Origin of the sequence: Streptomyces sp. NPDC049687, from assembly GCF_044465285.1 — a bacterium.
GTDB lineage: Bacteria > Actinomycetota > Actinomycetes > Streptomycetales > Streptomycetaceae > Streptomyces.
Map to the genome: position 1 here is coordinate 189,338 of NZ_JBITLN010000011.1, position 24,069 is coordinate 213,406.

The window sequence follows — 24,069 nt, forward strand, 5'->3', positions numbered from 1 at the left end:
GCCCCTACACTCCACCTTCATGCTGCGCGCCCTCGCCGTCGACGACGAACGCCCCTCGCTCGAGGAACTGTTGTACCTGCTGAGCGCCGATCCACGCATCGGCACCGTGGAGGGCGCCGGGGACGCGACCGAGGCGCTGCGCCGCATCAACCGGGCCCTGGAATCCGGCCCCGACGGGCCGGAGGCCATCGACGTCGTCTTCCTCGACATCCAGATGCCGGGCCTCGACGGCCTCGACCTGGCCCGCCTCCTCACCGGCTTCGCCAGGCCGCCGCTCGTCGTGTTCGTCACCGCCCACGAGGACTTCGCCGTCCAGGCCTTCGACCTCAAGGCCGTGGACTACGTCCTCAAGCCCGTCCGCAAGGAACGCCTCGCCGAGGCCGTCCGCCGCGCCGCCGAACTGCGCGGCACCGCGCCCCGCATCCCCGTGCACGAGCCCGACCCCGACCACATAGCCGTCGAACTCGGCGGCGTGACCCGGTTCGTCGCCGTCGACGACATCACCCACGTCGAAGCCCGGGGCGACTACGCCCGCCTGCACACCGACCGCGGCAGCCACCTCGTCCGCATCCCGCTCTCCACCCTGGAGGAGCGCTGGCGTGCCCGGGGCTTCGTCCGCATCCACCGCCGCCACCTCGTCGCCCTGCGCCACATAGGAGAGCTCCGTCTCGACGCCGGGACGGTGAGCGTCCTGGTCGGCGGCGAGGAACTCCAGGTGAGCCGCCGCCACGCGCGGGAACTGCGGGACCTGCTGATGAGGAGGCCCTGACCGTGCCGAACCAGGACCCCGCCGAACGGCGGGTCGTCGTCACCGGCCCGCCCCGCCGCACCCTCCCCCACGCCCGGCTTCGCTCGCGCGGGCGGTACCCCCATGGCTCGGGCCACTACCGCCCGCGCACCGAGATCGACGAGCAGACCACCCTCGGCCACACCTATGTGCGCTCCCTCATGCGCTCGCAACTCCGGGCGGGACTCGCGGTGTTCGCCGTCCTGGCCCTGCTCGTCGGCCCTCTGCCCCTCCTCTTCGCCGCGATGCCCGACGCCCACCGCCTGGAGTGGGCGGTCCTCGGCTTCTGCCTCTACCTCCCGCTCGTCCTGCTCGCCCGCTGGTACGTGCGCCGCGCGGAACGCAACGAACGGGACTTCGTGCGCCTCGTAGAGGACCGATGAACTCGGCCTACGCCGTCCCCGCCGTCGCCCTCGTGGTCGTGGCGACCGTCCTCGTCGGCGCCTTCGGTCTGCGCGTCTCCCGCACCACCTCCGACTTCTACGTCGCCTCCCGCACCGTCGGCCCCCGCCTCAACGCGGCCGCCATCAGCGGCGAGTACCTCTCCGGTGCCTCCTTCCTGGGCATCGCCGGCCTGGTTCTGATCCAGGGCCCCGACATGCTCTGGTACCCGGTCGGCTACACCGCCGGTTACCTGGTCCTGCTCGTCTTCGTCGCCGCCCCTCTGCGCCGCTCCGGCGCCTACACCCTGCCCGACTTCGCCGAGGCCCGCCTCGCCTCCCACGCGGTACGACGGCTCGCGGGCGCCCTTGTCGTCGGCGTCGGCTGGCTGTACCTGCTGCCCCAACTCCAGGGCGCCGGGCTGACGCTGGCGGTCCTCACCGGCGCGCCGGACTCCCTCGGCGGGGTGATCGTCGCCGTCGTCGTCACCGCGACCGTCGCGGCGGGCGGCATGCGCAGCATCACCTTCGTCCAGGCCTTCCAGTACTGGCTCAAGCTGACCGCTCTCCTCGTCCCCGCCCTCTTCCTGGTCCTGGCCTGGCAGGGCGACGGAGCCCCCCGGCACGCCTTCGACGAGCCGGCCGCCTTCCGCGAGCAGCGGACGGTCCGCGTGGACGACACCCTCGACCTCAGGCTGGACCGCCCCCTGACGGTTACCGTGGACGGCACGGTCGACGGCCGCCGGCACGAGGACACCGTTCTCCGCCTTCCCGCCGGCACCCACCACATCGGCCAGGGCACCCGCCTCACCTTCGCCCGGGGCACGCCCGTCCCCACCGTCGAGCGCGGCAGCAACGGCGGTATGTCGAGCTCTCTCGCCGCCGGCCGCGAGGAGCGCCCGCTGTACGCCACGTACGGCCTGATCCTCGCCACCTTCCTCGGCACCATGGGCCTGCCGCACGTCGTCGTCCGCTTCTACACCAGCCCGCACGGAGTCGCCGCCCGCCGCACCACGGTCGCCGTCCTCGCCATGATCGGCGCCTTCTACCTCCTGCCGCCCGTCTACGGTGCCCTCGGCCGCCTGTACGCACCCGAGCTCGCCCTCACCGCAGACGCCGACGCGGCCGTCCTGCTGCTGCCCGAGCGGATGATCGGCGGCCTCGGCGGCGACCTGCTGGGCGCGCTGGTCGCCGGAGGTGCCTTCGCCGCGTTCCTGTCCACGGCGTCCGGACTGACGATGGCCGTGGCGGGCGTCCTCACCCAGGACGTCCTGCCGACCCGGGGCGTGCGGCACTTCCGGCTGGGCACCGGCCTCGCCATGGCCGTACCGCTGGCCGCGAGCCTGTTGGTAGGAGGGCTGCCGGTGGCCGACGCGGTGGGCCTCGCCTTCGCGGTGTCGGCCTCCTCCTTCTGCCCACTGCTCGTCCTCGGCATCTGGTGGCGCCGGCTGACCCCGCCCGGGGCGGCCGCCGGGATGGTGGTGGGCGGCGGCTCGGCGTTCGTGGCCGTCGCCGCGACGATGGCGGGCCTGCCGGGCACGGGCCGGCTGCACGCGCTGCTCGCCTGGCCCGCGCTGTGGTCCGTACCGCTGGGCTTCCTCACCATGATCCTGGTGTCCCTGGCCACCCCGCACCGCGTCCCGGCCGGTACGGCGGCGATCCTGGCCCGCTTCCACCTGCCGGAGGAACTGCGCACGGAGGAACTGAGGGCGACGGAGGCGAAGGCATGAGCGGTTTCCTGGCGGGCCTGTGCATAGCGATCCTCCCCTTCCTCGCGGTCGGCTTCTGGCTGGGCCGGCGCACCGCACGCCCCGAGAACCTGGGCGGCCTCGGCACGCCCGTCGAGCACGCCACCTTCCAGACCCTCCACACCGCCTCCCTGGCCGCACCCCCTCTGCGCGCGGGCCTCACCGAGGAGACCGCCCGCAAGTCCGCCCGCCGACTGCGCACCCTGCTCGGCACGGAGGCGCTCTGCCTGACCGACCACAAGGAGGTGCTGGCCTGGGACGGAGTGGGCTCACACCACCGCGCCGAGATCATGGAACGCCTGGCCGGGCCTGTGGAGAGCGGCCGCGGCGAGGCCTTCCGCCTCGGCTGCGGCCACGCCGACTGCCCGGTCCGCTGGGCGGTGGTCGCCCCGCTCACCGTCGACGACCGGGTGCACGGCACGCTCGTCGCCTGCGCGCCCCGCGAGTCCGCCGTGCTGGTCCGGGCGGCGGGGGAGGTGGCCCGCTGGGTCAGCGTCCAGCTGGAGCTGGCGGATCTCGACCAGTCCCGTACGAAACTGATCGAGGCGGAGATCAAGGCGTTGCGCGCCCAGATCTCCCCGCACTTCGTGTTCAACTCGCTCGCCGTGATCGCGTCCTTCGTCCGCACCGACCCCGAACGCGCCCGCGAGCTGCTGCTGGAGTTCGCCGACTTCACCCGCTACTCGTTCCGCCGGCACGGCGACTTCACCACCCTGGCCGACGAGCTCCACGCCATCGACCACTACCTGGCCCTGGTCCGGGCCCGCTTCGGCGACCGGCTCGCCGTGACGCTGCAGATCGCCCCGGAGGTCCTTCCGGTGGCTCTGCCCTTCCTCTGCCTCCAGCCCCTGGTCGAGAACGCCGTGAAGCACGGACTGGAAGGCAAGACGGACAAATGCCATATCCAGATCACCGCCCAGGACGCGGGCGCCGAGGCTCTGGTCGTCATCGAGGACGACGGCGCCGGCATGGACCCGGTACTGCTGCGCCGCATCCTGGCCGGCGAGGTCAGCCCCTCCGGCGGCATCGGCCTGTCCAACGTCGACGACCGGCTCCGCCAGGTGTACGGCGACGACTACGGTCTGGTCATCGAGACGGCCGTGGGCGCGGGCATGAAGATCACCGCGAGGCTCCCGAAGTACCAGCCGGGTGTCCACTCGGCGGCCCGCCTCACCCCCGGCTGATCAGCCGGTCTTCAGTACGACCATCGCGAGGGTGATCAGCCCGAGCACGACCCAGCCGAACCAGAGCCAGCCGTTGCTGCCGAGCGCCACCGTGTAGGCGGTCACCACGACCAGCCCGCCGATGGTGAGCACCCCCATGGTCTTCGTGGAACTGTCCGTGGAACCTGCCATCGCGACACCCTCCTCAGGGCCGCCCTCCGCCGGGCGGGTCCACCTCCATGGTGCCCTGGCTTCGTCCCTCGCGCCCCGGTTTCAGCGCCCGCGTGCGTCGAGCGACGCGAGATAGGCGTTGTACGCCTCCAGTTCCTTGTCGCCGTCCCGGTCCGCGGCCCGGTCCTTGCGCTTGGCCTGCCGCTGCTCGGAGCCGTACCACTGGAACAGCAGCGCGATCAGCACCAGCACCGAGGGGATCTCGCTGAACGCCCAGGCGATGCCGCCGGCCGCGTTCTGGTCGGAGAGCGCGTCGATGCCGAGCGAGGCGGGCGGCTTCTCGAACGTCTCCACCATCGGCGCCGACCCCATCATCAGCGCGATGCCGAAGAACGCGTGGAACGGCATTCCGGCGAACAGCTCCAGCATCCGCAGCAGATACCCCGGCCGGTGCGGCCCCGGGTCCACGCCGATGATCGGCCAGAAGAACACCACACCGACGGCGAAGAAGTGCACCATCATCGCGATGTGCCCGGTCCTGGAGCCCATCAGGAAGTCGAAGAGGGGGGTGAAGTACAGCGCGTACAGAGAGGCGATGAACAGCGGAATGGTGAACACGGGATGCGTGATGATCCGCATGTACCGACTGTGCAGCAGCATGAGCAGCAGCTCACGGGGCCCCTTGCGCCCCCTGCCGGCGGCCGGCAGCGCGCGCAGCGCGAGCGTGACGGGCGCGCCGAGCAGGACGAGGATCGGCGACAGCATGCTGATGACCATGTGCTGCACCATGTGCACGCTGAACATGACCATCCCGTAGTCGTTCAGCGCGGTGCACATCATGAGCATCACGGTCAGCACGCCGACGACGTACGACACGGTCCGCCCGACCGGCCACGCGTCACCCCGCCGCCGCAGGCGCACGACCCCCCAGCCGTACAACCCGAGCCCCACCAGACAGGCGACGAGGAAGAACGGATCCGCCGACCACTGAAGCCCCCGCCCCAGCGTGAACGGCAACAGATCCATAGGCACGCCGTGCCCGCTGTGCTCCATGGTGGGCGGCTCCTGATTCGTGGGGGGATGTACGTTTCCTGCCGCCCACAAGAGTAGAGAAGCCCCCGGCGACTCTTGTCACCGGGGGCTCCCGCCGGACGGCTACAGCACGCACTCCGCTTCGGCGTACCGCTCGGCCGGAACCGTCTTCAACGTCTCCACGGCCTCCGCCAGCGGCACCATCACGATGTCCGTCCCGCGCAGAGCCGTCATCTTCCCGAACTCCCCCCGGTGCACGGCCTCCACCGCATGCCACCCGAACCGAGTCGCCAGCACCCGGTCGTAGGCCGTCGGCGTACCACCCCGCTGCACATGCCCGAGAATCACCGGACGAGCCTCCTTGCCCAGCCGATCCTCCAGTTCGATGGAGAGCTGCCGCGCGATCCCGGCGAACCGCTCGTGCCCGTAGATGTCCTTGGCGCCCTCGTCGAAGGCCATGGTGCCGGGGCGAGGCTTCGCCCCCTCCGCGGCGACGACGATGGCGAACCGCTTCCCCGCCTCGAACCGCTCGCCGACCCGCCGGGCCAGCTCCTCGATGTCGAAGGGGCGTTCCGGTACGACGATGGCGTGGGCGCCCGCCGCCATCCCGGACTGCAGCGCTATCCAGCCGGTGTGCCGCCCCATGACCTCGACGACGAGGACCCGCTGGTGCGACTCGGCGGTGGTCTTCAGCCGGTCGAGGGCCTCGGTCGCGACCCCCACCGCCGTGTCGAAGCCGAAGGTGACGTCGGTGACGGCGATGTCGTTGTCGATGGTCTTCGGCACGCCCACGATGGGCAGCCCGGCGTCGGACATCAGCCGGGCGGCCTTGAGGGTGCCCTCACCGCCGATCGGGATGATCGCGTCGAGGCCGAGCTCCTCGACATGGCCCCTGGCCCGCTGCACGCCGTCCCGCAGCTGCGAGGGCTGGACCCGGGAGGAGCCGAGGATGGTGCCGCCGCGGGCGAGGATGCCGCCCACCGCGTCGAGGTCGAGCTTGAGGTAGTCGCACTCCAGGAGGCCCTTCCAGCCGTCCCGGAAGCCGATGACCTCGTCGCCGTGGTCGGCGACGGCACGGTGCACGACGGACCGGATGACGGCGTTCAGGCCGGGGCAGTCGCCGCCGGACGTGAGGACACCAATGCGCATAGCCCGAAACAACCTTCTTCACGAGGGCCGGATCCGGACCACATTGTCCGGCTCGATCCCCGCCACCCTAGCGGCAGGAGGGGGCGGGGCCGTAGCGCGCGTCCGCCTGCTGGACGTGCCCGCTCACCTGCGCGGACGCACCGTCAGACGGGCTGCTGACGGTGGTCTGAAATTCAGGTGAACGGCCCGGCTCAGGCGGGCTGCTGAGCCGAGGCGATCCGCTCGTTGCGCAGCGCCTCGTACCAGCGGTCGTCGATCGGCGGGAGCGCGTTCACATCGAGCGCCAGCTTCAGCAGCAGGTCCGCGATGAGAGGGTTGCGGGCGAGCACGGGACCGTGCATGTACGTGCCGAACACGGTGTCGTTGTACGCCCCTTCCGTCCCGTCGCCGGTGCCGTTGCCCTTGCCGAGCTGGACGCGGGCCAGCGGGCGGGCGGTCGGGCCGAGATGGGTGACGCCCTGGTGGTTCTCGAAGCCGGTCAGGGGCGGCAGGCCGAGCCGGGGGTCGATGTCCGCGAGGACGTCGCCGACGCACCGCTCGCCCTCGCCGCGCACCGTGGTGACGTCGAGCAGACCGAGGCCCGGCTCGCGCTGACCGAGGTCGTTGACGAACTCGTGGCCCAGGATCTGGTAGCCGGCACAGACCGCGAACACGATCGCACCGTTCTGCACCGCCTGGTACAGATGCGCGTCACGGCGCAGCCGCTCCGCCGCGAGCCGCTGGGGCCGGTCCTCGCCGCCGCCGATGAAATAGATGTCGCCGGAGGTCGGGATCGGCTGGTCGCTGCGCACGTCGAGCCGGGCCACGTCGAGGCCGCGCTGCCGCGCCCGGCGCTCCACGACCAGGACGTTGCCCTGGTCGCCGTAGGTGCTGAGCAGGTCCGGGTAGACCCAGACGATCCGCAGCTGGTTGTCGCTCATGAAGTGGTCGTCCTTCGTGGTCAGTTGCCGACGCGGCGGCGCAGGTCCTGGAACGCGGTGTAGTTCGCGATGACCTCGATCCGGCCGGGCGGGCACTGCTGGACGGCCTGGTCGACGCTGTCGCACACCTGGAAGTGCTGGTTCGCCACCTCGAGCCGGACCGCGAGGTCCAGCTTGCGGTCGCCGATGACGAAGATCGGATGGCCGGTCAGCCGCGTGTAGTCCACGTCCCACAGCCAGGAGGTGTCGGTGCCGTCGGCGCCGCGCGCGTTGACCGAGAGGATCACCGGTGCCGGTGCAGGATCGATCAGGCTGAACGTCTCGAGCCAGCCGGCCGGGTTCTTCGCGAGGAGCAGCCGCAGGTCACGGCCCTGGAACTGGACGACGTCGTACCGCCCGGCGACGGCCTGCACCTGGTACATCCGCTCCAGCGCGACCTGCGGCGGCACGCCGAACACGGCGGCGACGGCGGCGGAGGAGGCGGCGTTGGCCTTGTTGGCACGTCCCGGCAGCTGCAGATGGATGGGCCAGGCGGACCCGTGCGGATCGATGACGTGGTCCCCGGAGAGCGCCCAGCTCGGCTGCGGCCGCCGGAACCCGCACTCACCGCAGAACCAGTCGTCGCCGGGGCGCTGCATGACGCCACCGCAGGCCGGGCACGACCAGGCGTCGTCCTTCCACATCTGCCCCGCGGCGACCCACACCACGTTGGGGGACGAGGACGCGGCCCACACCACCAGCGGGTCGTCCGCGTTGGCGACGACGACGGCCTTGGAACCGGCCAGCCCCTCACGCCAGTTCTCCGCGAGCATCCGGGTCTCGGCGGCGCGGTCCAGCTGGTCGCGGGAGAGGTTGAGCAGGGCGATGCACTTGGGCGCGGTGTCCCGGGCCACGCCCGCGAGGTACTTCTCGTCGACCTCGATGACGCCGTATCTGGAGTCCGAACCGCCCGCGAGCGCGGAGGTGATACCCGCCGGCATGTTGGCGCCGAGCGCGTTGGACACCACGGGTCCGGCGGCTCGCAGCGCCTCCGCGATGAGCCGGGTCGTGGTCGTCTTGCCGTTGGTGGCCGAGACGAGGACGACGTCCAGGTTCTGGGCGAGCCGGGCCAGCAGGTCGGGGTCGAGTTTCAGTGCCACCCGGCCACCGATCACCGAACCGCTGCCGCGTCCGGCGGCGCGGGATGCCGCAGCGACCGCCTTGCCGGCGGTCACGGCCAGCTTGGCCCGCGGCGTGAGCGGGTCCGAGTTGCCTGCCATCAGTTCTCGATCCTCCTTGCGTACCCGCCGTGCCTATGGCCTGACGGCACCGTGGTAGGTGGTCAGCCTATCGAGATCCATTCGCAGCCCCGAATCGCGGCACCACCTCCCACGCCGGTACGGCATGCGCGTGTCAGAAGTGACCGTACCCTTGCCGCCATGCGACACGGCTCCATCCCGGGCGCGCACGGGCGCGTCAGACCCCTTGCTCTCCTCGGTGATCCGGTCCTGGGGGAACCCTGCCGGGAGGTCACCGACTTCGGCCCCGAACTCGCCCGCCTCGTCGAGGACATGTTCGCCACGATGTACGCGGCCCAGGGCGTGGGCCTGGCCGCCAACCAGGTCGGCGAGCCCCTGCGCGTCTTCGTCTACGACTGCCCCGACGACGAGGACGTCCGCCACCTGGGCCATGTCGTGAACCCGAGGCTGGTGCAGGCCGACGGCATCGTCCTGAGGGGCCCGGAGGGCTGCCTTTCCCTGCCGGGCCTCGAGGCCGGGACGGAACGCCACGACCACGCGGTGGTCGAGGGCCGCACGATGACGGGCGACCCCGTCACCGTCCACGGCACGGGATTCTTTGCCAGATGCTTGCAACACGAGTGCGACCACCTGGAGGGGACGGTGTACGCGGACCGGGTGGAGGGCTGGCGCAGGAGCAGGCTGATGCGCCAGGTGAAGCGAGCCCCCTGGCGCAGGCGAGTGGAGGTTCCTTAGGGGCGCGGGGCTTTCCCTGCTCCGGGGCTCCGCCGCGGGGGCGAGAGCGGGCCCACCGGCCCGCGGTCGGCACGCGACCGTCAGAACCCCGGACCTCCGATCTTGTCCCCGGCCGCCGCGAGACGACCCCACAGCAGATCGGCCAGACTCCGCACCAGCTCGGAACGGGAACAAGGCCGCTCGCCGAGCCACCAGTCCCCGGCCGCGTGCATCATCCCGACGATCCCATGCCCCCACACACGGGCCAGTTGCTGACTCCCGGGACCGAGATCCAGCCGGTCCTCGATCACCTGAGCCAGTTCCTCGCCCATCCTGCGGAGCAGAGGCGCGCTGTGCTTGCCGACGTCGAACCCCTGGTCGACTCCCTGACCTCCCTCGGAGGGATGCATGAGGAACCGGTACACCTGCGGCCGGGCCTCAATGGCGGCGAGGTAGGTGTCCAGCGTCGCCTCGACCCGCTCGCGCCGCTCCGCGGGCGCGTCGAGCGCGGCCCGCAGGGAATCCAGCAGCGCGTCCGTGTGCCGTTTGGCGAGAGCCGCGTACAGTCCCCCCTTGTCGCCGAAGTGGCGATAGAGGATCGGCTTGGTGATGCCCGCTTCCGCCGCGATCGCGTTCATGGAAGCCTGGGGGCCGTCGCGCAGCACCACCCGGTCCGCGGCCTCCAGCAACTCGCGCCGTCGGCGGTCGGCGGACCGCTGTTGCTCGGTCCGCTGCGTGGTGTCCATGTGCTCTCCCCACCCGTGGTGTTTCGGTGACGCCTGCGCAAACTAACACCTGACAGCAGCCTGACATCGAACGGGCCCGAGGGCTCCGGGGCAGTCGTCGGGAGTTGACTTTTCCTACCCGTCGGTAACAGACTCGAGTTACCGCTAGTAACACGCACCGCCGCTGGAGGGGACATGGCCGAGTTCACCATGGAGCTCAACGACGAACAGAAGGAGGTCCGGGACTGGCTGCACGGCTTCGCCGCCGACGTCATCCGCCCCGCGGCCGCCGAATGGGACGAGCGTGAGGAGACTCCCTGGCCGGTCATCCAGGAGGCGGCGAAGGTCGGCATCTACTCCCTCGACTTCTACGCGCAGCAGTACTTCGACCCCACCGGCCTCGGTATCCCGATGGCCATGGAGGAGCTGTTCTGGGGCGATGCGGGCATCGCCCTGTCGATCGTAGGCACGGGACTGGCCGCCGTGGGCGTTCTCGCCAACGGAACCGAGGAACAGATCGGCACCTGGATCCCCCAGATGTACGGCGACGCCGACGATGTCAAGGTCGCCGCCTTCTGCTCCTCCGAGCCCGACGCCGGCTCCGACGTCGCCTCCATGCGTACGCGTGCCGTGTACGACGAGGCCAAGGACGAGTGGGTGATCAACGGCACGAAGACCTGGGCGACCAACGGCGGTATCGCCAACGTCCATGTCGTCGTGGCCGTCGTGGACCCGGAGCTGGGCTCCAAGGGTCACGCCTCCTTCATCGTCCCGCCGGGCACCCCGGGCCTCGCCCAGGGCCAGAAGTTCAAGAAGCACGGCATCCGCGCCTCGCACACCGCCGAGGTCATCCTCGACAACGTGCGCGTCCCCGGCTCCTGCCTGCTCGGCGGCAAGGAGAAGCTGGACGAGCGGCTCGCCCGGGCCCGGGAGCGGGCGAAGTCGGGCGGCGAGCGGGTGAAGAACGCGGCGATGGCGACCTTCGAGGCCTCGCGGCCGGCGGTCGGCGCGATGGCCGTGGGAACGGCCCGCGCCGCGTACGAGGTGGCCCTCGACTACGCCAAGACCCGCGAGCAGTTCGGCCGGCCCATCATCGACAACCAGGGCGTGGCCTTCCAGCTGGCGGACATGCGCACGCAGATCGACGCGGCCCGGCTGCTCGTCTGGCGCGCCTCCTGGATGGCGATCAGCGGGAAGCCGTTCACGGCGGCCGAGGGGTCGATGTCCAAGCTGTACGCGAGTGAGACGGCGAAGAAGGTCACCGCCCAGGCGATCCAGATTCTCGGTGGCAACGGATACACCCGGGAGTACCCGGTGGAGCGGATGCACCGGGATGCCGCGATCTACACCATCTTCGAGGGGACGAGCGAGATCCAGCGGCTGGTGATCGCGAGGACGCTCTCGGGGATGTCCATCCGGTAGCGCGGGCGGGAGGGGGCACGACCTACGGCGTGCCCCCACTGCTGTGCGCGATGCAGGCCACGTCGATGCGGTCGGCCAGTTTGGCCAACTCGATGGTCAGCGCGGCCACCGTGTCCTCGTCGAGATCCTCCGCCCCCGCCTCGACGAGGTGCAGCCACCTCCCGCCCAGCGTGCGGAGCAGCTTGCTCACCTCGACGGCAGCCACCTGCAGGGTCCCGCGGTCGTCGACGATCAGAGGCAGGGTCACTTCGCGGTTCACACCCGGGATCGTAACCGCGCCGCGCTCACGCGCCGTGCCAAACCGTGGTGATGTTGCAGAACTCGCGGATTCCGTGCCCGGACAGCTCCCGCCCGTACCCCGACCGCTTCACCCCGCCGAACGGCAGCGCCGGATGGGAGGCGGTCATCCCGTTCACGAACACCCCGCCGGCCTCCAGATCCCGTACGAAACGGTCTACCTCGGCCTCGTCCCGCGTCCAGACGTTGGAACTCAGGCCGAAGGGGGAGTCGTTGGCGATGAGCACCGCCTCGTCCAGGTCGGCGGCCCGGTACAGGGTCGCGACCGGCCCGAACGCCTCCTCGCGATGGATGCGCATCTCGCGGCTCACCCCGGCGAGGACGGTCGGCGGGTAGTACCAGCCGGGCCAGTCGGGCCGTTCGCCTCCGCACAGCACGGTGGCGCCGCTGCGCTTGGCGTCGTCGACCAGCTCCTCCAGGTCGGCCCGCCCCTGTTCGCTCGCCAGCGGACCCACCTCGGTGTCCTCCTCGGAGGGGTCGCCGACCTTCAGCGCCTTCATCCCTTCGGTGAAGCGCTCGGCGAACTCGTCGTACACGTCCGAGTGGACGACGAACCGCTTGGCGGCGATGCACGACTGGCCGTTGTTCTGCACCCGCGCGGTGACGGCGACCCGCGCGGCGCGGTCGATGTCCGCGGACGGCATGACGACGAACGGGTCGCTGCCGCCCAGCTCCAGGACCGTCTTCTTGATCATCTCGCCGGAGGTGGCGGCCACGGACCGCCCGGCCGGCTCGCTGCCGGTCAGGGTCGCCGCCTTCACCCGCTCGTCGCGCAGGATCTCGTCCACCGCCCCCGAGCCGATGAGCAGGGTCTGGAAGCAGCCCTCGGGGAAGCCGGCGCGATGGAAGAGGTCCTCCAGGTAGAGGGCCGTCTGCGGGACGTTGGAGGCGTGCTTGAGCAGGCCCACGTTGCCGGCCATCAGCGCGGGCGCCGCGAACCGGACGACCTGCCACAGCGGGAAGTTCCACGGCATCACCGCGAGCACCGGGCCCATCGGCCGGTAGCGCACCAGGGCCCGGGACGCCCCGGAGTCCTTCACATCGGCCTCGGCGGGCCGCTCGTCGGCGAGCAGTTCCTCCGCCCGCTCGGCGTACCAGCGCATCGCCTTGGCGCACTTCGCGGCCTCCGCGCGCGCCTGCTTGACCGGCTTGCCCATCTCGGTGGTCATCACCCGGGCGATGTCCCGCTGGTCCTCGTCGAGGAGGTCCGCCGCCCGGTTCAGCAGACGGGCCCGTTCGGCGAACGCCGATGTCCGGTACGTGCGGAACGTGGCCATGGCGAGCTGGAGCCGCCGTTCCAGCTCCTCCTCGCCCATGGCCTCGTACGTTTTGAGCGTCTCGCCGTTCGCCGGGTTCACCGTCGCGATGGGCATGACCGACCTCCTGGAGAGCTGCCTGCTTCGACCTTCCCGCGCCGCATCGGCCACCGCAACGCGTGCGCGTCAGACCGAGTGCTCCGTGAGGCGGTCGAGAAACGCGGACTGGGCCGGGACGATCACCTCGCGGGCACGGTCCAGTCCGTACCAGGCCACCCGGTCCAGTTCCGGGAACTCCTGCGTCCGCCCCGACCTCGGCGGCCACTCCATCGTGAACGTGCCGGGATCGATCGCGGCCGGGTCGAGATCGGCCTCGATCGCCCACGCGGTCACGATCTTGCCGTTCGTCTGGCGGACCTCGCCGAGGTCGATCGCCTCGCCGTCGGGCGGTGGCAGGCCCAGCTCCTCCTGGAACTCACGTCGGGCCGCGTCCCAGGCGGGCTCGTCGGGCTGGTACTCGCCCTTCGGCACGGTCCACGCCCCGGCGTCCTTCTTCTCGAAGTACGGGCCGCCCATATGGCCCAGCAGCACCTCCGTGCCGTCCTCGGTGTGCCGGAACAACAGCAGACCGGCGCTGCGCTTGGGAGTCACGGTCGCACCTCCGGGTGGGCGGCCAGCAGGGTCTCCACCGTGTCGGCCTCCTCCGGCCGCTTGTCCTCGCGGTAGCGGACCACGCGGGCGAAGCGGAGGGTGACGCCGGCCGGGTAGCGGGTGGACTTCTGCAGGCCGTCGTAGGCGATCTCGACGACGAGTTCGGGGCGTACGGTCACCACCCAGCCGTCGTCCCCGACGGCCAGCTCCCGCAAACGTTCCGTCTGCCAGCCGAGCATCGCGTCGGTCATGCCCTTGAAGGTCTTGCCGAGCATGGCGAAGCCGCCGTCGGCGGTGCGGGCGCCGAGGTGGAGGTTGGAGAGCTTGCCCGTGCGGCGGCCGTGACCCCACTCGGCGGCCAGGACCACCAGGTCCAGGGTGTGCACGGGTTTGACCTTCAGCCAGGACGCGCCGCGCCGGCCCGCGCTGTAGGGGGCGTCGAGGGACTTCACGACCACGCCCTCGTGGCCGCGCCGCAGCGTCTGTGCGAGGAACTCCTCGGCGGCCGGGAGATCCTCCGGTCCGTGCACCTGCGTCCGCCGCACCCGCAGCGGACCGGGCACCAGACGGGCCAGCTCCGCGTGCCGCTCGGCGAGCGGCAGGTCGAGGAGGTCGTGGCCGTCGACCGACAGCGCGTCGAAGAAGACGGGGGAGACCGGGACCGCCTCGGCGGCCGCCGCCACGTCCACCCGGGAGCCGACCCGGCCGGCCGTCTCCTGGAAGGAGCGGGGGCGGCCGCTGTCGTCGAACGCGATGACCTCCCCGTCCAGGATGAACCGCTCGCCCCGCAACTCCCTGGCAGCCGCCGTCACTTCGGGCAGGCGGTCGGTGATGTCGTCCAGCGTGCGGGTGTAGAGGCGGATGTCGTCGCCGTCCCGGTGCACCTGGACGCGGATGCCGTCCAGCTTCTCCTCCACCGCGCAGGCCCCGAGCTTGCCGACCGCCTCGGTGACCGAGGACGCGGTGTGCGCCAGCATGGGCAGGACCGGGCGGCCCACGGTCAGCCGGAACGCCTCCAGCGCCGAGGGCCCGTCCCTGAGCAGCGCCTCGGCGACCCGCTGGAGGGAGCCCGCCAGCATCACCGCCCGCCGTACGTCGGCCGGCGGCGCCCCGGTCGCCTGCGCCAGTCCCTCCCCGGCCAGGGCGTCCAGGGCCCCCTGGCGGACCTCGCCGGTGATGAGCCCGAGCAGGAACCGCTGTTCCTCCGCCGTGGCCGCCGCCATCAACTCGCCCACGAGCCGGACCCGTTCCGCCTGGGAACCGGGGCCGGACACCTTGCCCAGCGCGGTGAGGAGGGTGTCCACCTCGCGTACGGTCAGCGTCGGCGACCCGGCGGGGGCCACCGGGCGGCTCAGCACCTTCCAGCCCACGCCGAGCCGGCCCTGCGGGAGCCGTCCGGCCAGGTAGGGGATGACGATCGGTACGTCGTCCGCCTCGGCGTCCCGGAAGAGTTCGGCGAGCAGCGCGATCTTGCGGGAGCGCGCCGAGGTGGCGGCGACCTCCCGGGACACGTCGGCGAGCCGGGTCAGCAGCATGCAGCCATGGTGCTACGCCTCCGCCTCCCCTACACCCGCACGGCGGCAGCGGCCGCGTCCAGGTCCGCCATCAGCAGCTCCCCGTTGATCGCGGCCCCGGCCCGGTAGCCCCGGCTGGCCGCGTTCACGACCTGCTCGGCGAAACCGGAGGCATTGCCCACCGCCCACAGGCCCGGGACGCCGGTCTGGCCCCGGCCGTCGACCACGGGGTAGGTGCCGAAGGGGGTCTCGCTCATCTCGGCGCCCAGACGGGCCACGAGGTCGGTCTGCGGGACCGGGCGCGGCGCGACGAACAGCACCTCACGGTCGTGGACCGTCCCTCCCGCGGAGGGGGTGCCCCCGGTGACCCGCACCCCGGTGAGCCGGTCGTCCTCGACCACCAGCCCGGCCACCTCGCCGGGGACGACCCGCACCCCGGCCGCCGCCAGCCGGCGCAGATCCTCGTCGGTCAGTTCCTCCTCGGCGACCGTGTGCAGGAAGAGGGTCACGTCCTTGGACCACTGGGTCACCATCAGCGCCTGGTGCACGCTGAGCGGACTGGTCGCGAGCACGCCGAAGGCCTGGTCGCGGACCTCCCAGCCGTGGCAGTACGGGCAGTGCAGCACATCCCGGCCGAAGCGCTCGGCGAGGCCCGGCACCGGGGGCAGCTCGTCCCTGAGGCCGGTGGCGACGACGAGCTGCCGGGCGCGCACGGTACGCCCGCCCGCGAGGACCACGGCGAAGTCCTCGCCCTTGCGGACGTCCACCGCCCGGTCCCGGACCAGCTCCACGCCGTACCGGGCGACCTCCTCGCGGCCGGCGGCGAGGAACTCGGCGGGCGGCATGCCGTCCCGGGTCAGATAGCCCTGCATATGGGCGGCGGGCGCGTTGCGCGGCTCGCCCGCGTCGACCACCAGCGTGCGGCGCCTGGCCCGGCCCAGGACGAGTGCGGCGGACAGACCCGCCGCTCCACCGCCGACGACAACCACCTCGTACACATCGGTCATGGTGACCACCTCCACGGAGAAGGTCACCCGAACGGCCCCGGATTGACAAACATCTTTGCTGATTCTGCAATACGGGGTATGAGTGCCGAAGACGTTCTCGCGGAAGTGGGCCCCCGGCTGCGCCGGATCCGGAAGGAGCGGGAGGTGACCCTGACGGCGCTGTCCGAGGCGACGGGCATCTCGGTCAGCACCCTCTCCCGGCTGGAGTCGGGTCTGCGCAAGCCCAGCCTGGAACTGCTGCTGCCGATCGCGCAGGCCCACCAGGTGCCCCTGGACGAGCTGGTCGGCGCCCCGCCGGTGGGCGACCCCCGGGTGCGGGCCAAGCCGCTGGTGCGGCACGGGCGCACGTTCTGGCCGCTGACCCGGCAGCCCGGCGGGCTGCAGGCCTTCAAGGTGCTGGTACCCCAGCGCAAGGAGGAGCCGGAACTGCGCACCCACGAGGGCTACGAATGGCTGTACGTGCTGTCCGGGAAGCTGCGGGTGGTGCTGGCGGGGCACGACGTGGTGATGGCGGCGGGAGAGGCCGCCGAGTTCGACACGCGCGTGCCGCACTGGTTCGGATCGACGGGGGAGGGGCCGGCCGAGTTCCTCAGCCTCTTCGGACCGCAGGGCGAGCGGATGCACGTACGCGCGCGGCCTTCGCGGAAGTGACGCACCCCGACTGTTCCCCGATTGGCAAGCAACCGCTTAGTATGCGATGGATCCCGGTCAGTACACCGGTCGGACGACGTAGTCCCGTGGAGGCTCCGCATGCAGGCATGGCAGGTGCACGAGAACGGCGAGCCGGGCGAGGTGATGCGGCTCCAGGAGGTGGAGCGGCCCACGCCCGGTGACGGCCAGGTCCTGCTCAGGGTGCGCGCCGCGAACATCAACTTCCCGGACGTGCTGATGTGCCGCGGCCACTACCAGGTACGGCCCCCGCTGCCGTTCACCCCGGGCGTGGAGATCTGCGGCGAGACCGAGGACGGCCGCCGCGTGATCGCCAACCCGGCGCTGCCGTACGGCGGTTTCGCCGAGCACGCCGTCGCGGACGCCGCCGCTGTGCTGCCCGCCCCGGACTCCCTGGACGACGCCGAGGCCGCCGGGCTGCACATCGGCTACCAGACGGGCTGGTTCGGCCTGCACCGCCGGGCCGGGCTGGAGGCCGGCGAGACGCTGCTCGTCCACGCTGCCGCTGGAGGGGTCGGCAGCGCGGCGGTGCAGCTCGGGAAGGCGGCCGGCGCGACCGTCATCGGTGTCGTCGGCGGGGCCGACAAAGCCGCCGTGGCCAGGGAGCTGGGCTGTGACGTGGTCGTCGACCGGCGGGCCGAGGACGTCGTCGCCGCCGTGAAGGAGGCCACCGGAGGCCGGGGCGCGGACGTCGTCTACGACCCGGTCGGCGGCGAGGCCTACACCCAGTCCACCAAGGTCGTCGCCTTCGAGGGCCGGATCGTGGTCGTCGGCTTCGCCAGCGGGAGCATCCCCAGCCCCGGGCTCAACCACGCCCTGGTGAAGAACTACTCGATCCTCGGTCTGCACTGGGGCCTGTACAACACCAAGAACCCGAAGCTGGTCCAGCACTGCCACGAACAGCTCACCGAGCTGGCCGCCCGGGGCGCGATCAAGCCGCTGGTGAGCGAGAGGGTGCCGCTCGCCGGTGCGGCGGCGGCCGTGCAGCGGGTCGCCGACGGTGTCACCACCGGCCGGGTCGCCGTCGTCCCGTCGCTCGAGGACGGAGCCGCCGCATGACCACCGCCGAGGAACTGCGCAGCCGTACCGGGGAGCTGCTGGCCGCGCATCCCCCCGCCTCCACCGACCGCCTCGACTTCCTCAGGGCCCGCTTCGACGCGGGGCTCGCCTGGGTGCACTACCCGGAGGGCCTCGGCGGGCTCGGCGCACCCCGTTCCCTGCAGATCGTCGTGGACGCCGAGCTGGAGGCCGCGGGCGCCCCCGACAATGACCCCCGCCGCATCGGCATCGGCCTCGGCATGGCCGCGCCCACGATCCTGAAGTACGGCACCGAGGAGCAGAAGCAGCGGTACCTGCGGCCCCTGTGGACGGGGGAGGAGGTCTGGTGCCAGCTGTTCAGCGAGCCCGGCGCCGGATCCGACCTGGCGGCGCTCGGCACGCGGGCCGCGCGTGAGAGCGGGGGAGACTGGGTGGTCAACGGGCAGAAGGTGTGGACGTCCAGCGCCCACCTCGCCCGCTGGGCCATCCTCATCGCCCGTACCGACCCGGACGTGCCCAAGCACGCCGGCATCACCTACTTCCTCTGCGACATGACCGACCCGGGTGTCGAGGTCCGGCCGCTGCGCCAGATCACCGGCGAGGCCGAGTTCAACGAGGTGTTCCTCACCGACGTCCGCATCCCCGACTCCCGCCGCCTGGGCGAGGTCGGCGACGGCTGGCGGGTCGCGCAGACCACGCTCAACAACGAACGTGTCGCCATCGGCGGCATGCGGCTGCCCCGCGAGGGCGGCATGATCGGACCGGTCTCGAAGACCTGGCGCGAGCGGCCCGAGCTGCGGACCCACGACCTGCACCAGCGGCTGCTCGGGCTGTGGGTGGAGGCCGAGGTCGCCCGTCTGACCGCCGAGCGCCTGCGCCAGCAGCTCGTCGCCGGCCAGCCCGGCCCCGAGGGCGCCGGCATGAAGCTCGCCTTCGCCCGCCTCAACCAGGAGATCAGCGGCCTGGAGGTCGAACTCCGCGGCTCTGAGGGGCTGTTGTACGACGACTGGACCATGCGCCGCCCGGAGCTGGTGGACTTCACCGGCCGGGACGCCGGCTACCGCTACCTGCGCTCCAAGGGCAACAGCATCGAGGGCGGGACCAGCGAGGTCCTGCTGAACATCGTCGCCGAACGCGTCCTGGGCCTGCCCTCGGAGCCGCGCACCGACAAGGACGTCGCCTGGAAGGACCTCGCCCGATGACCGATCTGCTGTACTCGGAGGAGGAAGAGGCGCTCCGCGCCGCCGTACGGGACCTGCTCGCCGACCACTGCGACGCGCCCGGTGTGATAGCGCGCACCGAGTCCGAGGCACCGCACGACCTCGCGGCCTGGAAGGCGCTCGCCGACGGCATGGGCCTCGCGGGTCTGCTGATTCCGGAAGAGCTCGACGGCCAGGGCGCCACGCACCGGGAGGCCGCGGTCGTCCTGGAGGAACTCGGGCGGGCGGTCGCGCCCGTTCCCTATCTGACCAGCGCCGTCGTGGCGACGGAGGCGCTGCTGGAGTGCGGTGCCGAGGACCTGCTCTCCCGGCTGGCGTCCGCGACGACGGTCGGCGCGCTGGCCGTCGGGCTGCACACCGCGCCGGGCGCCGCGTTCGAGGCCGTACGCCTCGAAGACGGATTGCTGCACGGGGAGCTGACGGGCATCGCCGACGCGGCCGTCGCCGACCTGCTGCTGGTGCCCGCGGACGACGGAGGGCTGTACGAGGTCGACGCCTCCGCCGTGACCGTCACCCCGCAGGTGTCCTTCGACCTGACCCGCCCGCTCGCGACGGTCACCCTCGCCGGAGCCACCGGCCGCCGCCTCGGCGACGCCGAACCCGCCGTGCGCCGCGCCCTGCGCGCCGGAGCCGGGCTGCTCGCCTCCGAGCAACTCGGACTGGCGGACTGGACGTTGACGGAAACCGTGCGCTACCTGAAGGAGCGCAAGCAGTTCAACCGGCCCGTCGGCGGCTTCCAGGCGCTCAAGCACCGGCTCGCCCAGCTCTGGCTGGAGGTCGTCAACCTCCGGGCCGCCGCCCGGAGCGCCGCCGACGCGCTCGCCACCGGTGAGGACGTCGACATCGCGGTGGCCGTCGCCCAGGCCTACGCGGCGGGGGTCGCCGTGCACGCCGCCGAGGAGGCGCTGCAACTGCACGCCGGCATCGGCATGACCTGGGAGCACCCGATCCACCTGTACCTCAAGCGGGCCAAGTCCGACTCGATCGCCTACGGCACCGCCGGCGCGCACCGGGCCACCGTGGCCGAACTCGTCGACCTGCGGGCCCCCTGACAGGTCCCCCGGTGAAGCCCGCCCCACCTGGGGCGGGCTTTTCCGTGCGCCCGCGCGGAAGGAGTGAACAAGCGGCGGCGGTCCGGCCAACTCCTGGCATGTACAGGTTCGTTGGAGCACGGACGGCCTCATACTCCCTGTGGTCCCGACCCGCCCCACAGGGAGGAACAACATGGCCCACGTCACCCGCCGCAGAGTTCTCACCGGCTTCGGCGCCACCCTCGCCGCCGTGCTCGCCCCGCCCGCCGGCAGCGCGTTCGCCGACGGACGCGGGCACGGCCCCCGCCCGTTGTGGCGCGCCCACGCCCACAACGACTACGAGCATCCCCGTCCTCTCTTCGACGCGCTCGACCACCGCTTCGGCAGCGTCGAGGCCGACATCTTCCTCGTCGACGGCGAACTCCTCATCGCCCACTCGGCGGACCAACTCGACCCCACCCGCACCCTGGAGTCCCTCTACCTCGCCCCGCTCGCCGCCCGCGTCAAGGCCAACCGCGGCTCGGTGTACCGGGGTTACCGGCAGCCGCTGCAGCTGCTCATCGACATCAAGACCGAGGGCTCCAGCACCTACCGCGCCCTGGACGAGCTGCTCGCGCGCTACCGGCACCTCTTCACGACGTACACCCACGGCCGGATCCACGCCGGCCCGGTCACCGCCGTCATCTCCGGCGACCGCGCGGCCCGTACGCCCATGGAGGCGCAGACCGTCCGCCGTGCCTTCTACGACGGACGCCTCGCCGATCTCGGCAGCACCGAGGCCTCCTTCGCCTCCCTGATCAGCGACAACTGGACGCTCAACTTCACCTGGCTCGGCGTCGGCGCCTTCCCCGAGGCGGAGCGGCAGAAGCTGCGCGGGATCGTCGCGGCGGCCCACGAACGCGGGCAGAAGGTGCGGTTCTGGGCCACCCCGGACCTCGCCGGCCCCGCCCGCGACGCGCTGTGGGGCGAACTCCTCGCCGCCGGCGTCGACTACCTCAACACCGACGACCTGGCCGGCCTGGAGGCCTTCCTCGACGCACACCGGTAGGCGCGGGGCCGTCGGACACCACCCTTTCGGCGGACATGCCAGCCGCACGGACGAACCCTCCGTTACGCCACACTTGCGGCCGAACGCCGCGAAAGCGGACGTGGCGGAGGAGGTTGACGATGGCCGTTTCCATTTCCGTGGTGCTGTTGCTGCTGATCCTGGCGGTGATCTTCATCCGCAACAGCGGGCTGAAGGTCTCGCACGCGCTGGTCTGTCTCCTGCTCGGATTCTTCCTGGCCGGCACGAGCATGGCCCCCACCATCCACAACGGCCTCACGGCGACGGCCGACCTCGTCGGCAGTCTTCGACCGTGAAGCCGCTGCGGGCTCGCCCCGGTGTCGGGACGACTACCGCGTGAAGACGCCGATGCCGTTCGGCACCGGGCGCTCCGTGCCGTCCGACGGATGGTTGCGGACCGTCACCCTGGTCGAGCCCGCCGGGCGGGCCACCAGGGTCGACGAGCCGCCGCCGTCCAGGCTGAAGCCCTCGGTCGCGCCGAGGCTCTTCAGGGCGGCGGCGACCTCGGCGATCGTCAGGCCCTTGCGGTACGCGGTCGCGCCGTCCAGCGCGAACAGGAACACGCGCCGGCCGCCGTCGCCGATGCCCACCGCCGTCCGTACGGCGGAGACGCTCGCGTCGAGGCCGGGCAGCGCCCGCCCGCCCGTCAGCAGCGGATAGCCGCCGACGGCGAAGCGGTACGCCGTCCCCGACCCGGACATGAGTCGATGACGGACCGTCACGCGGTCGCCCACCGTGAACGCCTTCAGGCGCCGCGCACCCGCCTCCCGTCCGACGAGCACCGTGGTGCCCGCCGCGATGGTGCCGCTGCCCGGCGTGGCCGAGGCCGACACGACCCGGCCCCTCTCGACCGTCACCTCATAGGTGCTCGTACTGCACGCCGCCGCCCGGCTGAGGTCCGTGCCGCAGGTGGCCCGCTTGCGCGAGACGCCGCCCCAGTCCGCCGTGAACGCGCCGATGGAGTCGAGGGGCAGCGCGTACTGGTTGAGCCCGCCCAGCGGCAGCCGCCGCCGCAAGGCGGTGACCGTGCCCTTCAGGGCCAGTGTGTCCAGCCGGGCCCTGCCGTTGGCGCCGACACCGACCACCGCGCGGGTGGAGGTGCCCGGCGGCAGCTCCGGCCCGAACCGCTGGGCGTCCGGCACCGCCGCCTTGAGCACCTTGCCGCTCGCGATCGCCGGACCCACGCTCGCCCCGGTCGCGGTGACGCCCGGGTGCTGGGCCTCGGAGATGTCGAAGAAGTCGCCGTTGACGCCGGCGACGGCCTTCTGGCCGTCGGCCAGGGTGGAGAGAGCCGCGCGGGAGGCGACCTTCCCCGGGTACAACAACCCGAGCCGCACATGGGCGTGGCCGAGGTCCACGCTGAGGACGTGCACATGCGTGACCCCGGCGGCGGCCGACAGGTCGTAGTGCTGGTAGGCCACCCCAGCCACCACCGTGGTCCAGGTCGCGGCCCCGGCGGGCGCGGCCCCCGCGAGGGCCGCGCCCGCCAGCGTCCCGAGCGCAGTGAGCAGCGCCGACGACGTTCTGCCTGCCCCGGACCGTTTCTGATGTCGTGTCACAGACCCCCCTGGGTGGATCGAGCCGCAACTTTCTCACGGGTCGCGGGCCCGACCACCACAGGTCGAGGGGCGGATCACGAGAACGGGTGACGGAGAGCGGATGGCGTACGGATCACCGTCGTACGGCGTCGTAGTCCGCGTACGGCGTGAAGTGGGCCGGGGCGTGGTCGATGGGGAGGTCCGGATCCCAGGCCGTCAGGGACTGGGCGCTGCACACGAAGAGGGACGGCGGCAGGCGGTCCAGGGGGTACCAGCGCCAGTCGCCGACGCTCTCACCGGGCTGGTCGGCCGGCTCGCCGCGCCATCCGGTGACGACGGCGCCGACCGTCACCCGCACCACCCCCTCGACCCGGTCCAGGAGTGTGCCCAGGAGCCGTACCTCCGAGGGGTCCGTCCGTAGCCCGGTCTCCTCGCGCAGCTCCCGCACGACCGTCTCCCGCAGCGACTCCCCGGGTTCCACCGTGCCGCCGGGCAGCTCCCAGGTGCCCCGGCGGTGGCGGCCCAGGAGCAGTCCACGGGGGCCGTACACGATGGCGCCGACACCGAGGGCCGCGTGCGCCACGGGCGGGAGCGCGGTGCGCGGGCGGGCGGAGATCCGCGGCGGGCGGCGGACGCGCAGGACGCGGTAGGAGGCGCGGTTGGCGGGATCGGGCGCGGTCACCGTCTCCACACGGTCGAGGAACAGGCCGTGGTCGGTGAGGAGTTGCTCCCACCGGTCGGGGGTGAGCACCCACATCCGGACCGTGGCCTCGCCACCGCCCGCGAACCGCAGGACCTCCGGACGGTCGATGAGATCCGAAGTCGGGCCCTCGCCCCTGGAGTTGGTGTGCAGCACCGAGAAGCACAGCGTCCCGCCGGGCTTCAGCGCGGTCGCCAGGGCGGGCAGCAGCCGGCGGGGGTCGACGTACGGGACGGCGTTGACGGAACAGATCACGTCGTACGGTTCCGACGCGCGCAGATGGGCCACGGCGTCCGCGTGGATCAGGCGCAGGCCGGGCAGCGAACCGTACCGGGCGCGGGCCCGCTCGATCTGCCCCGCCGCGGAGTCGACCGCGTCCACCTCGGCGCCGTAGGCCCGCACGAGGTGGGCGGCGTGCCGGGCCGTGCCGCAGCCGAGGTCCAGGACGCGCCGTCCCTTCAGCTCCCCGAGGAACGCGACCCCCGGCCCCGCGTCAGGGAACCCCCAGTCGATCCGCTCCGCCTCCGCCAGAACCGTGCCGCGCCGCAGATGGTGGTCGGCGTACGCCTGCCAGGCGACGGCGTTCACGGACTCCGGTCCGTCCGGGACGACAGGTTCGGGCATCGGCGGGCC

Annotated in this window: 25 protein-coding genes; 12 read left to right on the top strand and 13 right to left on the bottom strand. The window is 72.1% G+C overall.

The window, feature by feature from the left end; genetic code table 11:
• The first annotated feature begins 19 nt into the window (after positions 1 to 19).
• Genes ACIBVL_RS31020 through ACIBVL_RS31035 form a run of 4 tightly spaced genes read left to right on the top strand, consistent with a single transcriptional unit; the run spans position 20 to position 4,099 of the window.
• Complete coding sequence (locus tag ACIBVL_RS31020; protein WP_399102189.1) at positions 20 to 769, top strand: LytR/AlgR family response regulator transcription factor; 750 nt, start codon at positions 20 to 22, stop codon at positions 767 to 769.
• Between the two features lie 2 nt (positions 770 to 771).
• Positions 772 to 1,170 (top strand): hypothetical protein, encoded by a 399-nt coding sequence (locus ACIBVL_RS31025; RefSeq protein ID WP_399102191.1) that lies wholly within the window; start codon positions 772 to 774, stop codon positions 1,168 to 1,170.
• The gene (locus ACIBVL_RS31030) at positions 1,167 to 2,897 is read left to right on the top strand and encodes a cation acetate symporter (RefSeq protein ID WP_399102193.1); all 1,731 of its coding nucleotides are present in this window, start codon (positions 1,167 to 1,169) and stop codon (positions 2,895 to 2,897) included. The genes ACIBVL_RS31025 and ACIBVL_RS31030 overlap by 4 nt, the downstream gene beginning before the upstream one ends.
• Positions 2,894 to 4,099: a sensor histidine kinase gene (locus ACIBVL_RS31035; protein ID WP_399102196.1), complete on the top strand. Its 1,206-nt coding sequence runs from the start codon at positions 2,894 to 2,896 to the stop codon at positions 4,097 to 4,099. The genes ACIBVL_RS31030 and ACIBVL_RS31035 overlap by 4 nt, the downstream gene beginning before the upstream one ends.
• On the opposite strand, the gene ACIBVL_RS31040 is transcribed toward ACIBVL_RS31035, so the two are convergent.
• The 5 genes from ACIBVL_RS31040 to ACIBVL_RS31060 all read right to left on the bottom strand — a co-directional run bounded on the left by ACIBVL_RS31040 (position 4,100) and on the right by ACIBVL_RS31060 (position 8,609).
• The gene (locus tag ACIBVL_RS31040) at positions 4,100 to 4,270 is read right to left on the bottom strand and encodes a hypothetical protein (RefSeq protein WP_399102198.1); all 171 of its coding nucleotides are present in this window, start codon (positions 4,268 to 4,270) and stop codon (positions 4,100 to 4,102) included.
• 81 nt (positions 4,271 to 4,351) lie between these two features.
• The gene (locus ACIBVL_RS31045; RefSeq protein ID WP_399102200.1) at positions 4,352 to 5,302 is read right to left on the bottom strand and encodes a cytochrome c oxidase assembly protein; all 951 of its coding nucleotides are present in this window, start codon (positions 5,300 to 5,302) and stop codon (positions 4,352 to 4,354) included.
• A 102-nt stretch (positions 5,303 to 5,404) separates the two neighbouring features.
• Positions 5,405 to 6,430 (bottom strand): 6-phosphofructokinase, encoded by a 1,026-nt coding sequence (locus ACIBVL_RS31050; protein WP_399102202.1) that lies wholly within the window; start codon positions 6,428 to 6,430, stop codon positions 5,405 to 5,407.
• A 191-nt stretch (positions 6,431 to 6,621) separates the two neighbouring features.
• Positions 6,622 to 7,350, bottom strand: a complete 729-nt coding sequence (locus ACIBVL_RS31055) for a type 1 glutamine amidotransferase (protein WP_399102204.1) — start codon at positions 7,348 to 7,350, stop codon at positions 6,622 to 6,624.
• Between the two features lie 20 nt (positions 7,351 to 7,370).
• Positions 7,371 to 8,609 carry a MurT ligase domain-containing protein gene (locus ACIBVL_RS31060; protein WP_399102206.1) on the bottom strand — a complete coding sequence of 413 codons (1,239 nt, stop codon included), beginning with the start codon at positions 8,607 to 8,609 and terminating at the stop codon, positions 7,371 to 7,373.
• Between the two features lie 159 nt (positions 8,610 to 8,768).
• Here ACIBVL_RS31060 and def point away from each other — a divergent pair, with 159 nt between their 5' ends.
• Entirely contained in the window at positions 8,769 to 9,323 is a 555-nt protein-coding gene (def, locus tag ACIBVL_RS31065) for a peptide deformylase (RefSeq protein WP_399102208.1), read from the top strand.
• 80 nt (positions 9,324 to 9,403) lie between these two features.
• Here the strand turns inward: def and ACIBVL_RS31070 are convergent, their stop codons facing one another.
• The gene (locus tag ACIBVL_RS31070) at positions 9,404 to 10,048 is read right to left on the bottom strand and encodes a TetR family transcriptional regulator (RefSeq protein ID WP_399102210.1); all 645 of its coding nucleotides are present in this window, start codon (positions 10,046 to 10,048) and stop codon (positions 9,404 to 9,406) included.
• A 174-nt stretch (positions 10,049 to 10,222) separates the two neighbouring features.
• Between ACIBVL_RS31070 and ACIBVL_RS31075 the strand changes: the two genes are divergently transcribed.
• Positions 10,223 to 11,449: an acyl-CoA dehydrogenase family protein gene (locus tag ACIBVL_RS31075; protein WP_399102212.1), complete on the top strand. Its 1,227-nt coding sequence runs from the start codon at positions 10,223 to 10,225 to the stop codon at positions 11,447 to 11,449.
• Positions 11,450 to 11,471: 22 nt separating this feature from the next.
• Here ACIBVL_RS31075 and ACIBVL_RS31080 read toward each other — a convergent pair whose 3' ends face one another.
• The 5 genes from ACIBVL_RS31080 to ACIBVL_RS31100 all read right to left on the bottom strand — a co-directional run bounded on the left by ACIBVL_RS31080 (position 11,472) and on the right by ACIBVL_RS31100 (position 16,174).
• On the bottom strand, positions 11,472 to 11,708 hold the full coding sequence (locus ACIBVL_RS31080; RefSeq protein ID WP_399102214.1) for a DUF6213 family protein: 237 nt from the start codon (positions 11,706 to 11,708) through the stop codon (positions 11,472 to 11,474).
• 25 nt (positions 11,709 to 11,733) lie between these two features.
• Positions 11,734 to 13,119, bottom strand: coding sequence for an NADP-dependent succinic semialdehyde dehydrogenase (locus ACIBVL_RS31085; RefSeq protein ID WP_399102216.1), 1,386 nt, complete (start codon positions 13,117 to 13,119; stop codon positions 11,734 to 11,736).
• Positions 13,120 to 13,188: 69 nt separating this feature from the next.
• Entirely contained in the window at positions 13,189 to 13,653 is a 465-nt protein-coding gene (locus ACIBVL_RS31090) for an NUDIX domain-containing protein (protein WP_399102218.1), read from the bottom strand.
• Positions 13,650 to 15,188, bottom strand: coding sequence for an ATP-dependent DNA ligase (locus ACIBVL_RS31095; RefSeq protein WP_399102220.1), 1,539 nt, complete (start codon positions 15,186 to 15,188; stop codon positions 13,650 to 13,652). The genes ACIBVL_RS31090 and ACIBVL_RS31095 overlap by 4 nt, the downstream gene beginning before the upstream one ends.
• Positions 15,189 to 15,217: 29 nt before the next feature.
• Positions 15,218 to 16,174 (bottom strand): NAD(P)/FAD-dependent oxidoreductase, encoded by a 957-nt coding sequence (locus tag ACIBVL_RS31100; protein WP_399102222.1) that lies wholly within the window; start codon positions 16,172 to 16,174, stop codon positions 15,218 to 15,220.
• Positions 16,175 to 16,252: 78 nt separating this feature from the next.
• Here ACIBVL_RS31100 and ACIBVL_RS31105 point away from each other — a divergent pair, with 78 nt between their 5' ends.
• The 6 genes from ACIBVL_RS31105 to ACIBVL_RS31130 all read left to right on the top strand — a co-directional run bounded on the left by ACIBVL_RS31105 (position 16,253) and on the right by ACIBVL_RS31130 (position 21,494).
• On the top strand, positions 16,253 to 16,825 hold the full coding sequence (locus tag ACIBVL_RS31105) for a helix-turn-helix domain-containing protein (RefSeq protein WP_399102224.1): 573 nt from the start codon (positions 16,253 to 16,255) through the stop codon (positions 16,823 to 16,825).
• A 99-nt stretch (positions 16,826 to 16,924) separates the two neighbouring features.
• Positions 16,925 to 17,902, top strand: coding sequence for an NADPH:quinone oxidoreductase family protein (locus ACIBVL_RS31110; RefSeq protein WP_399102226.1), 978 nt, complete (start codon positions 16,925 to 16,927; stop codon positions 17,900 to 17,902).
• Positions 17,899 to 19,083 carry an acyl-CoA dehydrogenase family protein gene (locus tag ACIBVL_RS31115; protein ID WP_399102228.1) on the top strand — a complete coding sequence of 395 codons (1,185 nt, stop codon included), beginning with the start codon at positions 17,899 to 17,901 and terminating at the stop codon, positions 19,081 to 19,083. Before ACIBVL_RS31110 ends, ACIBVL_RS31115 begins: the two co-directional genes overlap by 4 nt.
• Positions 19,080 to 20,153 (top strand): acyl-CoA dehydrogenase family protein, encoded by a 1,074-nt coding sequence (locus tag ACIBVL_RS31120; RefSeq protein ID WP_399102230.1) that lies wholly within the window; start codon positions 19,080 to 19,082, stop codon positions 20,151 to 20,153. Before ACIBVL_RS31115 ends, ACIBVL_RS31120 begins: the two co-directional genes overlap by 4 nt.
• Before the next feature lie 172 nt (positions 20,154 to 20,325).
• Positions 20,326 to 21,180: a phosphatidylinositol-specific phospholipase C/glycerophosphodiester phosphodiesterase family protein gene (locus ACIBVL_RS31125; RefSeq protein WP_399102232.1), complete on the top strand. Its 855-nt coding sequence runs from the start codon at positions 20,326 to 20,328 to the stop codon at positions 21,178 to 21,180.
• A 119-nt stretch (positions 21,181 to 21,299) separates the two neighbouring features.
• The gene (locus ACIBVL_RS31130) at positions 21,300 to 21,494 is read left to right on the top strand and encodes a hypothetical protein (protein ID WP_399102234.1); all 195 of its coding nucleotides are present in this window, start codon (positions 21,300 to 21,302) and stop codon (positions 21,492 to 21,494) included.
• Positions 21,495 to 21,527: 33 nt separating this feature from the next.
• On the opposite strand, the gene ACIBVL_RS31135 is transcribed toward ACIBVL_RS31130, so the two are convergent.
• Positions 21,528 to 22,757 (bottom strand): phosphodiester glycosidase family protein, encoded by a 1,230-nt coding sequence (locus ACIBVL_RS31135; protein WP_399102236.1) that lies wholly within the window; start codon positions 22,755 to 22,757, stop codon positions 21,528 to 21,530.
• 112 nt (positions 22,758 to 22,869) lie between these two features.
• Positions 22,870 to 24,060 (bottom strand): bifunctional class I SAM-dependent methyltransferase/NUDIX hydrolase, encoded by a 1,191-nt coding sequence (locus tag ACIBVL_RS31140; RefSeq protein ID WP_399102238.1) that lies wholly within the window; start codon positions 24,058 to 24,060, stop codon positions 22,870 to 22,872.
• Between the last annotated feature and the right edge of the window lie 9 nt (positions 24,061 to 24,069).